General features: G+C 61.2%; 9 protein-coding genes. All 9 read right to left on the minus strand.

Features of this window, described 5'->3' with window-relative positions; genetic code table 11:
- Positions 1–135: 135 nt before the first annotated feature.
- Positions 136–1587, minus strand: a complete 1452-nt coding sequence (locus TK06_RS26840; RefSeq protein WP_063324500.1) for a mannose-1-phosphate guanylyltransferase/mannose-6-phosphate isomerase — start codon at positions 1585–1587, stop codon at positions 136–138.
- Between the two features lie 150 nt (positions 1588–1737).
- Positions 1738–2403, minus strand: a complete 666-nt coding sequence (locus TK06_RS26845) for an alginate O-acetyltransferase AlgF (protein ID WP_063324501.1) — start codon at positions 2401–2403, stop codon at positions 1738–1740.
- A 14-nt stretch (positions 2404–2417) separates the two neighbouring features.
- Positions 2418–3593, minus strand: a complete 1176-nt coding sequence (locus tag TK06_RS26850; RefSeq protein WP_063324502.1) for an alginate O-acetyltransferase — start codon at positions 3591–3593, stop codon at positions 2418–2420.
- An 11-nt stretch (positions 3594–3604) separates the two neighbouring features.
- Positions 3605–5170 (minus strand): MBOAT family O-acyltransferase, encoded by a 1566-nt coding sequence (locus tag TK06_RS26855; RefSeq protein WP_063324503.1) that lies wholly within the window; start codon positions 5168–5170, stop codon positions 3605–3607.
- Between the two features lie 208 nt (positions 5171–5378).
- Positions 5379–6515 (minus strand): mannuronate-specific alginate lyase, encoded by a 1137-nt coding sequence (locus TK06_RS26860; protein WP_063324504.1) that lies wholly within the window; start codon positions 6513–6515, stop codon positions 5379–5381.
- 11 nt (positions 6516–6526) lie between these two features.
- Entirely contained in the window at positions 6527–7975 is a 1449-nt protein-coding gene (locus TK06_RS26865) for an alginate O-acetyltransferase (RefSeq protein WP_063324505.1), read from the minus strand.
- Between the two features lie 11 nt (positions 7976–7986).
- Positions 7987–9576, minus strand: coding sequence for a mannuronan 5-epimerase AlgG (gene algG / locus TK06_RS26870; protein WP_063325226.1), 1590 nt, complete (start codon positions 9574–9576; stop codon positions 7987–7989).
- Positions 9577–9602: 26 nt separating this feature from the next.
- Entirely contained in the window at positions 9603–11093 is a 1491-nt protein-coding gene (locus tag TK06_RS26875) for an alginate export family protein (RefSeq protein WP_063325227.1), read from the minus strand.
- A gap of 5 nt (positions 11094–11098) precedes the next feature.
- Positions 11099–12583: an alginate biosynthesis TPR repeat lipoprotein AlgK gene (gene algK / locus TK06_RS26880; protein WP_086936726.1), complete on the minus strand. Its 1485-nt coding sequence runs from the start codon at positions 12581–12583 to the stop codon at positions 11099–11101.
- Positions 12584–12598 lie beyond the last annotated feature (15 nt).

The raw sequence follows: 12598 nt of genomic DNA on the forward strand, positions 1-12598 counted from the left end.
AAGGGGGCGGGCAATGTTGAAGCAATGATGCCTGGCCATCACCGACTGCAAAAAAAAGCCCCCACCCAACTCACTGCGGATAGGGACGCAGTGGGCTGGATGGGGGCTTCTTGTACAACTGATCGTTGTTGCTGGTTACTGTGCGATGGTCTTCACCGAGACGCCACGTTCGATCGGGGTAGAGCGACCGTAGATGTCTTCGAAACGCTCGATGTCGTCTTCGCCCAGGTAGCTGCCGGACTGCACTTCGATGATTTCCAGTGGGATCTTGCCCGGGTTGCGCAGGCGGTGGACCGACGCGATCGGGATGTAGGTCGACTGGTTTTCGCAGAGCAGGAACACGTTCTCGTCGCAGGTCACTTCGGCGGTGCCGCTGACCACGATCCAGTGTTCGGCACGGTGGTGGTGCATCTGCAGGGACAGGCACGCGCCCGGCTTGACCGAGATGTGCTTGACCTGGAAGCGACCGCCCATGTCCACCGAGTCATAGGAACCCCACGGACGATAGACCTCGCAGTGGTTCTGGGTCTCGGTGCGGCCCTGGGCGTTGAGGGTGTTGACCATCTGCTTGACGCCTTGGACCTTGTCCTTGTGGGCAATCATCATGGCGTCCTTGGTTTCGACCACCACGATGTTTTCCAGGCCGATCACCGACACCAGCTTGCCGTTGCCGTGGATCATGCAGTTGCGGCTGTCCTGGATCACCACATCGCCCTTGGTGACGTTGCCGTTGGTGTCCTTTTCGTTGACTTCCCACAGCGACGCCCAGCAACCGACATCACTCCAGCCGGCGGCCAGGGGAACCACGCAGGCGCGCTGGGTTTTTTCCATCACGGCGTAGTCGATGGAGTTGTCCGGGCAGCAGGCGAAGGTGGCTTCGTCGAAGGTAATGGTGTCGGCCGTCTGCTCACTGCGCTCCAGGGTCAGCAGGCAGGTGTCGTAGATGTCCGGATCGTGTTTTTTCAGCTCTTCGAGGAAGCGGCTGGCGCGGAACAGGAACATGCCGCTGTTCCAGAAATAACCGCCGGCCTCCAGGAACTCGGTGGCGCGCTTGGCGTCGGGTTTTTCGACGAAGTGCGAAACCCGGCTCACACCTTCAGGCAGCAGCGCATCGTTGGTCGACTTGATGTAGCCATAGCCGGTTTCCGGCTTGGTTGGCGGAATGCCGAACAGCACCATCTCGCCACGCTCGGCAGCCACGGTAGCGAGGGCCAGGGCGCGTTGCAGGGCCTTCTGGTCTTCGATCACGTGGTCGGCCGGCAGCACCAGCATCAGCTCGTCGCGACCTTCGTTGACCAGCATCATCGCGGTCAGCGCCACGGCCGGTGCGGTGTTACGCCCGAACGGTTCCATCAGGATGCGCTGGGCTTCAAGCTTACGGTTGCTCAACTGTTCGTTGACGATGAAGCGGTGGTCTTTGTTGCAGACCACGATCGGCGTGTCCATGCCTTCGAACACCAGGCGCTCGAGGGTCTGCTGGAACAGGGTGTGTTCACCGGTCAGGGCCAGGAACTGTTTAGGGAATTGCTTGCGCGAAAGCGGCCAAAGACGTGAGCCACTACCACCTGACAAGATCACCGGAATCATGTTTGTTACTCCTTGAAGCGAAATGGTTGTTAGAGCTACTGCGTTCTGTCGTTTCACTCTCTTGTTGTTGTTCCTGCGGCAGTGGCGAGCTTCAAGCTTCAAGCTGCAAGTAAAAGCTTGCCGCTTGAAGCTAGAAGCTCGCCGCTGCTCTTATCGTGTCGACACCGGGCGTTTCACCCACACTGGCGACAGGCTGCTGCCTGAGCCTGTGACGTACAGCACAGCCGCTTCGCCGCGCTCCAGGGCCACAGGCTTGAGGTCGCCGACTTTCTTGTCGCCTTCGAACAGTGCCAGGGTCACTTTCACCGGGTTGATTTCACGCTCGCCACGGCCCTTGGCCGCGACGTTCGGCACCACTTCGGTCTTGCCATCGGCGGTCTTGAGGGTCAGGGCCTTGTCGGTGAGGTTCTGCACGCGGACCAGGGACTTCTGCTTGTTCTTGAACGGCGGTTCTTCGATCAGCTGAGGCTGGCCGGTGGCGTTGTTGACCAGGGTGTAGTAGTGATCGGGGGCCAGTTTGACCGGGACGGTCTGGCTGCCGACCTTGGCGCTGTAGTCACCGCCAGGCATGAAGCTGAAGTCGCTGCTGGCCAGTGGGGCCACGTCGTTGACGTTGGTGCTGCCGACGGTGGCGCTGACTTCGGCGTTGCTGGCGTTGTAGATACGTACGAAGCTCGAGCCTTTTGGCGCGACCGGACCGTACAGGGCCGAGTCACCGGCAAAGGCGGACAGGGAAAGGGCGCTCATGCTGGCGACGAGGGCAACGGCCTTGAAGGAGCGAGCAGCGAGACGGCGAGGAGTAGTGTTGAAAGTCATGATGGACCTCTCTTTCAGTTTTGCGCCCGGTCGGGCGTCTCGGATGGGGTGTTGGCGGCTACGTTCTGTTGGCGCGCGCCGGCTTGCTTGAGCTCTGCGACCCACTGTGGGTCGGCGTCGCCGATTTCGTTGTTCACGGGCAGATAACGTTCAGGGAACTCCCAGATCAGCACCTGTGGCGGGCTGTTCTTGAAGGCATCACTCTTGAGGTAGCTGAGCATCGGCAGGATCGGGCCATGGCCGTCCTCGGCGTAGTTGACGACGTCGCTGTGCAGGGCTTGCTTGAGTGCACCGACGAAGTTCCAGTTGGGGTTGGCGCTGTAGCTGGTGCCGATCAGGGCCACGGGCACCTGGGCGTCGGCGAACAGCGCGTCGTCGCCGGCTGGCTGGTCGTCGGCTTCGCGGGTGTTGCGCTTGACCAGCGGCTCCTGGGCGGGCATCAGGTTTTCGAACAGCGGGTCCAGGGGCAGGAACTGGCGCAGGTCACCCTTGTGGGTGATTTTTTCCGCAGGCTCAGTGACGAAGCGCTGTGGTTCGCCATTGAGCGGCGCCTTTTCCGCGATGGCCTTGGCCAGGTTCTCGGCAGCGACCTGGGCACCTTCCGGGGTCCAGTGGGTGTCGGTGCGCAGGAACACTTGCTGGCCGCCTTGCTTGGCCTGTTGCAGCGGGCCGAGCAGGTCAGGCGCGAGGATCTTGTCGGCCGCCACGCGAGCATGGAAATCCTGGTAGAGATTGGCGTGAATGCTCGATGGCTTCACGTCACCCAGGTGCTCGGGGTACAGCCGCGCCTTGGCCGGCAGGATCGCCATGACCAGGGTGATGCCTTGTTCCTTGAGCTTCTGGCGCACGCCTTCGACCAGCGCGTAGTTGCCTTGCAGGTTCAGCTCTTCGTTGACGATCGGGTTGAACTCTTCGTCGCTGTACAGCCACTGGTCACGGCCCAGGACCACGCCCTTGCGGCCTTCGTTGAACAGCTTGTAGTCCAGCGCAGCCCAGATGTTGGTGCCCAGGCGCTTGATCGGGAACTCGTCGTCGTAGTGCGTTTCCACGGCCTTGGCCCAGCGCCCGTTGAGCACGGTGGCGTCGGGGTTGGTGCTGAAGCCGAAGAAACTGCGCATCGACCACAGGCCCAGTGCTGTCAGGATCAGCATGAACAGTGCGATGTAAAAGATGCGTAATGAGCGGGTCATGTTCAGATCCCTCAGAACTGGAAGTAAAGGAACGGCGAGAAGCTTTGCGCCGAGAGTTTGAGAATCGAAGCGATGAACAGCAGCAGCACCAGGGCGCGCATCACGTAGCGCGACCAGTCCACGGTCCAGTAGGCCGGTTGCACCTGGGCTTCGACACCCACGGTGTAGCCCGGCTCATGGATCGTCGATGGGTTGTCACCCGGTACGGCCTTGATCATCCCCGGTTGTGCGGTGGCCGGGCCGTTGGCCTCGGTATTGACCTCAGGCTTGGTCTTGACCGGCGGACGGTTGGTGTAGAAGTCCCGCAGGCCGAAGAAGGCGAGGGTGATGTAGGCCACCACCAGCGTGGCGATCTGCAGGCCGGTGAGGTTGGCGCGGGTCAGTTCCGACAGCGACCAGTCGCCGAAGCTGAACATGGCAGCGTACATGCGACCGGCCACGTGCAGGTTCTCGGCCCGGAAGATCACCCAGCCCATCACCACCAGCAGGAAGGTCAGCGCCCAGCGGATCGGGTTGATGCTGCGTGGCGTGGTGTTGATGCCCACCGCTTTCTCGATGGCCAGCCACATGCCGTGCCAGGCACCCCAGATCACGTAGGTGATGTTCGCGCCGTGCCAAAGACCACCGAGCAGCATGGTCAGGAACAGGTTGCGATAGGTCATCAGCGTGCCTTTGCGGTTACCGCCCAGGGTGATGTAGAGGTAGTCGCGCAGCCAGGTGGACAGGCTGATGTGCCAGCGGCGCCAGAACTCGGTGATCGACTGGCTGATGTAGGGCTGCTTGAAGTTTTCCATGAAACGGAAACCCATCATCAGGCCCAGGCCGATGGCCATGTCGCTGTAGCCGGAGAAGTCGAAGTACAGCTGCGCGGTATAGGCCAGGGCGCCGAGCCAGGCATCGCCCGTGGTCGGGTTCTGCAAGGCGAAGCAATGGTCGGCCACCACCGCCAGGGTGTCGGCGATGAACACTTTCTTGATGAAGCCCTGCATGAAGCGGGTGCAGCCTTCGGAGAACTTGTCCAGCGTGTGGGTACGGTTGTTGAACTGGTCGGCCAGGTCGCGGAAACGCAACACAGGGCCGGCGATCAGGTGCGGGAAAATCGCCACGAACGCTGCGAAGTCGATCAGGTTGCGGGTCGCCGGCGTGTCACCGCGATAGACGTCGATGATGTAGCTGATGGACTCGAAGATGTAGAACGAGATCCCGATCGGCAACAGCACATGGGTCAGGATGAACGGGTTGAGGCCAAAGCTGGTGATGATTGCGTTGAGGCTGTCCACGCCGAAGTTGGCGTACTTGAAGTAGCCAAGGATGGCCAAATCCACGCCCACGCCGAGCAACAGCCAGCGTTGGGCCGGTTTGGTCCGCACACCGGCGGCACCGACTTTCAGGCCGATCCAGTAGTTCCACAAGGTGACGCCGGCGAACAGCGCCAGGAAGTCCACCCGCCACCAGGCATAGAACACGTAGCTGGCGATCAGCAGCAGCAGGTTGCGATAGCGTTGCCCGCTCAAGTAGTACAAGCCGAGAAAGATCGGCAAGAACAGAAACAGGAACACATTGGATGAAAATACCATCCCGATCTCTCCATGTTGAATCAACAGTCAAGGGCCAGAGCCCCCCAAACCCCCCATGAAAACCGGGTGGTTGATTACATTTCCGACACTTACCTGTGGCGAGGGAGCTTGCTCCCGCTCGGCTGCGAAGCAGTCGCATCGTCAGGCTTGGGGGCGCTACGCACCCCAGCGGGAGCAAGCTCCCTCGCCACAGGAAATGTGTTGTGAATCAGCTTCCTTTTTCACCTTTCTCCCGCGAAGGGTCGTACACCCGGGTCAAGTCACCGCCTAGGCGGAAGGTCTTGAACGGTTGCATCTCATGCTTGCGTTCCAGCACATCCTCGCTGCAGGTGTAGAGGCTGCAGAACGGTTCGAGCCAGGCGAATTTCGAATCGACCTTCAGGTCCTTCATGTCCTGTTTGTCGCCGTTCTTCTCTTCGAAGATGTCCGGGTCTTCCACCCCGGCCAGCACCCGGTCACCCAGTCGCTTGAGGGCGCCGTTGTTTTCCTGGCGCAGGTCCACGCCATTGACCTGGGCGAAACTGGCGATCATCGCCAACGGCGGCAGGGCATAGTTGTGGTAGGACAGGGCGCGTTGCTTGCGCTTGAGTTCGTTGGGCAGGAAACCGTCGGCATCGATCTGGTTGACGCCGACCTTGTATTCCTTGACGGCCCAATCGAACAGGTCGCGGCGGTTGGTTGCCACGGAGGTGGCCATCACCGACCAGGCGGCCCAGTAGGAGTGGTTGTTGGTCTTGTCCAGCGGCAGGTTGTCCCAGTCGCTGACCACCTGGTCGGCCATCCGGCTGAACCAGCTCTCGATCAGTTGCGCCTGCTCCGGGTGATTGGCCAGTGGGCGGGACTCGGAGAACTTCAGGCGCACATAGGCCGAAGCCATGCTGCCCAATGCCCATTTGCGCATGGACTTGCCAGTGTGGTTGAAGTCCTTGGACATCAGCGCATCGGCCTGGGCCCACGCGGTCAGCCAGTTGAGGGTGCATTCCAATTGTTCGGGACGGCCGTCACGCATGAATTGCATCACTTGTTTGCTGACGCCACGCTCGATCTTGGTGATGTCGGCGGTGCTGTCGCGGAAGGCTTTTTCCGACTGCACGTTCAGGGTCGCACGGGCCTTGTCGGAGCCCTCGTACTTGCTGCGAAATTGCAGGGAGCCAGTGTAGGGCGTCGGCGTGGCGTCGCAGCCTTGGGCCGCTTCGCCGGCCTTGACCTTTTCGATCGGTGCGAAGTAACCCTGTGGCGGGCGCAGCGGGGCCGCGGCCTGCGTGGCCCCGGCGAACATTGCCAGGGTCAGCAGGGAGGGCGCCAGCAGCGTTTTCAACGTTCGGGTGCGCGTGGTACTGGTCATGAGACGAGACCTCATTGTCCGATTTGAGCCGTTTGTTCGGCTTGCGGAGATACGTTGCGTTTACAGATTTTCGCTTCGATCTGCTGCGGCTCTTTACCGGCTTCGGGTCCCTGGACTTCGACAGCCAGAAGGTTTTGCGAAGCCCAGTCCTCGTCGGTGCGCAGCTGGAAGGCGAAACGTCCGTCGGTTTCGGAGGTATCCGGTTTTTCGATCTTGATATCCTCGTGGCGCCCATTCATGTACCAGAGGGTGGCTTGCAAGGTTTTCACCGAGGTGTCGGCGAAGCGGATGTCGACCTGGTGGCTGCCGTTACGCAGATCCATGTTCTTGCTATTGACCATCAATTCGTTCTTGCCCGGCTTGAGCGCGGTCTTGCTGCTCATCAATGCCGGCTTGCCTTCGCAACCGTTGTTATCCAGCAGCGCCATCATCTGGCGATAGATGGTTTCCTGGTCCAGGCGATACAGCGGCGAGAATTCCCAGATGAGGATTTTCGGCGGGCTCTTCTGGAACTCTTCGCTGCCCAGGTACTGGATCATCGCGCCCTCGAAACCGCCGCCGGGGAAGGCTACGTTGAGGATGTCGGCGCCGATGGCTTCTTCAAGGAAGCCGGCGAAGTTGTAGTTCTTGCCGCTGTGACTGGTGCCCACCAGGGTGATCTGCGGGTTCCCGGAATCGCCGAACAGATCGCCGTCACCCGCCTCGCCCTTGGGCTCGGTGGTGAACTGGTCCATGTACTGGATCGCATAGCTGGTGCCGCACAGCTGCCCGGCCATGTTGTGCAGGGTGCCGGTCTTGCCCATGCGGCCGGACTTCTTGGTCTCGAACTCACGCTTGGGGATGTCGGCGAAGGCCGGGAGCTGCTTGACCTTCTCGGCGACGATCTTGGCGGTGCGCTGGGCGCCGTAAGGTGTCCAGTGTTGGTCGCCACGGAAATAGAAATCGTGGGCCGGCAGGGTTTCGGGCAGGTTTTCGTTGGTCAGCGGCGACAGGTCCGGCACCACGTAACCCATCTGGGCGAAACGCCCGAGCATGGATTTGTAGTTGGTCAGGGCTTTCTCATAGTCGAAAGCGGCCTTTTCCTGTGGGTTGAGCTTGTTGCGGTTCACCAGGCCCCGGGTCGGCTGGTAGACGAGCACCAACTCGACGCCTTTTGCCTTGAACGCATCGTGCAACTGCTGCAGGCGCTTGTAGCCGGCCGGGGTGGTGTTGAATTCGGTACGCAGGTCTTCCTGGGTCCGGAACAGCCAGTCACCCTGGGCTTGTACCAGCGTGGTGAAGTTCTGCTGGTAGCGCGTGGTGTAGTTCTTCGCATCATGGGCCGCCGGGCACAGGTTGCAGCAGGGCTCGGCAGTGAAGCTCGGGGCCTTGATTTCATCGGCGCGGGCGCCGCTTGCAGCGGCGAGAATGCCGGCAGTCAGGGCAGACAGGCCCAGGAGTTTGATCATCTGTGGGTTCATAAAGGTCATCCTCAGTCCCGCATTTCGGTCTGGCGTTCGACAGGGTCGATCAGCACGGCTTTCTGCTGGCGCACCAGCAGGTCGAGAATTTCATCCTGGCGCTCGCCAAGGATTCCCGTGAAGCTGATGCCGCTGGATTTGGTCGGCGCGAGCATGGACACGCGGTACAGCTCGACGCTCAACGGCGAGTCGATGGACAGCGGACCGCTGCCGTTGGCAGCCAGTTCGCCGCCGACCACGATCAGCGAGACCTCGGCGTCGAACGGGTCGAGCTTGATGTCCCGGTCGGTGTCGGACAGGTCCTTGATGTGACCGTAGAGACCGGTCAGGCCGTTGGCCATGGATACGTTTTCGTAGAGGCGAATGTTCACGCTGTTACGAACCCGGATGCCGTGGCGGCGGTTGCTGATCACTTTGTTGCCCCACAGCAGGTTGTCACCACTCTCGTAAAGCGTGATGCCGTCTGTGTGGTTCTTGTAGATCTCGTTGTAGGCGATCAGGTTGTTGACGCTGTTACGGTCGATCACCAGGCCCGAGAGTTTGTTGTCGTAGCTGCGATTGTTGAAAATGAAGCTGTCGTTGACCTCACGGGAAATAATGATCCCGTGCTTCTTCTTGGTCCCGTAGACGGTGTTGTCGGCAATGATCAGCCGATGGGAACGGTCGTGGGGGTCGATGCCGTAGACGATGTTGTCTTTGTAGGTGTTGCCCTTGACCACGAAGTCGCGGGTCTCGTAGCAGTAGAAGCCGTACCACATGTCCGAGAACTCGGAACCGATGATCCAGCCGGTCGGTTCCGGGCGCTTGAGGACCTTGGCCATGTTCGGCGTGTACTGGGAAATACTCACCCCGTACGACTTACTGTTGGCGTAGCCGAAACTGGCCATCTTGGTGTTGACGATGTAGGTCTCGGTGCCACCCCAGGCCAGCAGGAATGGACGGAACTCCTTGGGCGAGCGGAACGTGGCAGGGCCGTTGTCCTTTTCGCGCCAGCCGGTGACCTTGGTGTCGCGGATGAACATCTGGCCATCGTTGACCAGGAATGAGCCGCCCTCTTGGGACAGGCGCAGTTCCTGGGTCTGTTTGTCGATTTCCAGGATGCCTTTCTGGCCGACCACGATCGGAATCTTCGCCAGGTAGACACCTGGCGAAGTTTCGATGAGGTACTTGGGCTGTTTCTTGGCCAGGTCCTTGAGGTTCATGTAGCCATCGTCGAGGAAGATGGCCTGTGGGATACCGTGCTGACGCACGACCCACTCGGCCATCTTGTTGTCGCCGCCGATGAAGTCCTTCAAGGCGTTTTCCTGCATCATCCGGCGCACGCTGACCTTGCCGGGCTTGGTGCGCACGATCTTGGCCGCGACCGCTTCGGCGGTATAGCCTTTGAGGTCGGGCAAGGTCGGCTTGGCCAGTTCCAGCGGTGCGGTCGGCGCGCTGCTGACGGTATAGGTCTTGGCTCGTTGCAGTTCCTTGGCCACGTTGCCCGGCTTGACCACCGGTTCAACGTTGGCGAACGCCGGCGAGCCGGCCAGCAGCATCGCTGCGACCAACAGGCTGATCGAACCTTTCATCGCCTGGCTGTTCCTGAGGTAGCGGTTCATTTCGGGCACTCCCATGGCCATTCGCATCAGAAGCGCCAGATCACGTCGACAAAGGCGCGATGCATGTACGAATCGACCTCTTTGCCGTAGGCGTCGCCTGGCTTGAACACGCCGCCACGAAAGCGCACCAGCGCCGACGGCTCATCAATTGACTGACTCAGCGCGGCCGGCAGCAGGCCTTGCTTGAAGTACTTGGTGACGACCAGATCGACTTCCTGGCCCAGGTCCTTGTCGCCATCACGCAGCGGCAGGGTCGAGGTGGACAGGATTGCGCCGGTCACGTCGTCGGTGTTGTTTTCCACGGCATTGATACCGTTGCTGCCCACTGGCTTGTTGCCGTCCACGCGCCAGAACTTGTGATACACAAGGCTGGCGTCGTATTCGTCACGCAGTTGCCAGGAACCGAACAGGCTGGCGCTCTGGGTGTTGGCCATTTCGCCACGGAATGCTTCGCCGAAGCGGTGGACGCGCGAACGGGTGCCGGTGAAGTTCGAACGGTTGCTTTGCAGGCCGTTCTGTTCGTAGTCCTCGCTGGCGCGAGCATAGGCCGCACCGACTTGCCATTGCGGGTCAAGGCGCAGGCGGATACCCAGGTCAGTGGCCCAGCCGTCCACATCATCGCTGTGCTTGGCTTCTGTCGGGCGGGTGCCGTCGGCATTGAGCGGGTTGACGGTGTCGCGGTCACCGGTCATGCCCGTGAGGCTCGCCCAGTAGTTGACGGTGTTGGTGTTGCGCCAGTTGTAGGCGTCGCTGTTGGCTTCCAGGCCGAGCCAGGTCAAGTCACCGTTCTCGGTCTTGTCCAGGGTATCGGTGGGCTCGCCCGGGGTCGGGTAGTCGAGGCTGCCGTTGTCATGGGAGTGGTGGGCACGGATACCGGCCCATTGGCCTGGCATCCACTGGTAACCCACGTCGCCGTAGACGTGCATGCGGTCCTTGTCCTTGGGGGACAATTCCTTGAGGTCGGTGCGGTATTCGCTGAACCGTTCGGCCACGCCGAGGTTGGCCCGCAGCAAGGTGGTGTCGAAGGTCCAGTTCAGGGCTTCGATGTTGGTGTCGCGCCATTGGCCGTCGTCGTTGCGCAGGCGCTGGCGACCGAACTTCAACTGCTCGCCCGGGTAGGGGGTCAAGCCACGGTAGCCAATCCAGAACTCGCGCATGGCCAGGTAGCTTTTCTTGGCTTCGCGGTCACCGCTGTCGGTTTGCTGGGTGCTGCCATCGGACTGTTGCAGGGTGTCGGTCTCGATGATGTCGCTGGACGTCACGGCCTGGGCCATGGCGTAGGCGCTCCAGGCGCCGCTTTCACTTTCACCGTAGACCCATGGACGCAGGTCCAGGCCGACACCGTTGACGTCGCCACCGCTCTGGGTGCCGAGATCACGGTCATCTTCGGACTGCCCGGTGATCTTCACTTCCAGGCCGAAATTCTTGCTATCGGTCAGTGCCGCCAGGGTCGGACAGGACCACAGCAGGGCAAACGACAGGCCAATACCAGCCTGCACAAAAGGGTTGAGCTTCAAAAGCTTCATAGAGGTTCCTCGCCGTCATCTTCTTTTAGGGCTTGCAGTTCCAGCGTATCGGGGCTCATTGCGCCGCGAATGGCCTGCTCTTGTTGTAGCAGGCGTTGGGCTTGTGCAAGTTGCTGCGGCGGTAATTGTGCTTCGAGGGTTTGGGCAAGCTCGATGGCTTGCGGGGTGTTCTGCGCCTTGGCCAACTGGCTGAACACATACGCGTTGACCGGGTTGGGCTTGGTGCCCTTGCCCTGGGAGAACAGCTGGGCAATGGCGAAGTCGGCGCTGTTCTGGCCGTTGCGGGCGGCCTTGAGCAGGTGGTCCAGGGCTTTTTGCGAGTACACCTGGCCCAGGTAACCGCGGCGATAGATCTGGCCGAGGTAGTAATCGGCAGCCACTTCGCGGCCAACGGCGTTCTGGAAATGCGCCTCGGCGGCCTTGGCATCGGCCGGAACCCACTTGCCTTCGTAGTACAGCTTGCCCAGCAACAGCTCGGCACGAGGCTGGTCGGCGGCGCGGCCGTTTTCCAGGTATTGCATCATCTTGTCGACGTCACCCAGTTCCGGGAAGTCGTAGAGCAGTTGCGCCAGGCTGACCCAGGCAGCGGGGTAGCCAGGGGCGATGCCTTCGAGCAACGACTGGGCGGTCTTTTCATCGGTCTTGCCCAGGCTGGCGTCGGCCAGGACACGGGCGACGCTGTCCACGCGCTGGGCGGATACGACGCCACGGGCGTGACCGTCCTGCATCTGCTTGAGCAATGCGGCCTGCTGTTCCGGCTGGCCGCGTTTCTGATAGACCGTGGCGAGTTCGACGTAGCAGATGTCCGTGGTCGCCAGCGCGGCCTTGCAGACCTTCTCGACTTCATCCAGGTGCTGGTCGTAGGTGCCCTGGGTGCGGTAGAGCAGAATCTGCGCCAGGCCCGCTTCCGGGTAGCCGGCGCTGCGCCATTGGCTGATCTGCTGCTGGGCGTTGACGTTCGGGAAGCTGTGGGGATATTGCAGGTACAGCATCGCCAGCGGGATCAGGGTGTTGCCTTCCCCGTTGGCGAAGGCTTTCTTCAACAGGCCTTCGGCTTCGTGTTTTTCCGCTTCAGTGGAACCGGGCTTGGCCACCAGCAGGCGACCCAGGCGAGCCTGGGCCCGTGGCGAGATATCGGCGGCGGCGCGGTAAGTCGCCTCGGCTTTTCTCATCTGCTCGGGGTCGCGGCTGTCCACCTGGATATCGGCCAGGCCGACCTGGGCTTCGCTGTAGCCCAGGTCTGCCAGTTGCTGATAGTTCTGCTGCGCCAGCGCCGTGTCGCCGCGCTTGAGGGCTTCGTTGGCCAGGCGCTGGTCGGGCAGGCCGGCACAACCGGCCAGGCTGACGGCCAGTGCCAGGGCACACAGTGTTCCCATGTGGGAACGAGTTTGCGGCATAGCATCCTGACCGCGTTGATCCTTTCGCGAGCAAGCTCGCTCCCACAGAGCCTGTGGGGTGTTCAGGATTTTTATAATGGTCACGGGCATATCCTCGAC

Source organism: Pseudomonas fluorescens, from assembly GCF_001623525.1.
GTDB classification, from domain to species: Bacteria; Pseudomonadota; Gammaproteobacteria; order Pseudomonadales; family Pseudomonadaceae; genus Aquipseudomonas; species Aquipseudomonas fluorescens_Q.

What these genes read in the sequence shown, in the direction of transcription:
- TK06_RS26860 (WP_063324504.1), bottom strand. Translation starts at nt 6,515, where the DNA reads ATGACCAGTACCACGCGCACCCGAACGTTGAAAACGCTGCTGGCGCCC.
- TK06_RS26855 (WP_063324503.1), bottom strand. Translation starts at nt 5,170, where the DNA reads ATGGTATTTTCATCCAATGTGTTCCTGTTTCTGTTCTTGCCGATCTTT.
- TK06_RS26865 (WP_063324505.1), bottom strand. Translation starts at nt 7,975, where the DNA reads ATGAACCCACAGATGATCAAACTCCTGGGCCTGTCTGCCCTGACTGCC.
- TK06_RS26845 (WP_063324501.1), bottom strand. Translation starts at nt 2,403, where the DNA reads ATGACTTTCAACACTACTCCTCGCCGTCTCGCTGCTCGCTCCTTCAAG.
- TK06_RS26840 (WP_063324500.1), bottom strand. Translation starts at nt 1,587, where the DNA reads ATGATTCCGGTGATCTTGTCAGGTGGTAGTGGCTCACGTCTTTGGCCG.
- TK06_RS26850 (WP_063324502.1), bottom strand. Translation starts at nt 3,593, where the DNA reads ATGACCCGCTCATTACGCATCTTTTACATCGCACTGTTCATGCTGATC.
- algG (WP_063325226.1), bottom strand. Translation starts at nt 9,576, where the DNA reads ATGAACCGCTACCTCAGGAACAGCCAGGCGATGAAAGGTTCGATCAGC.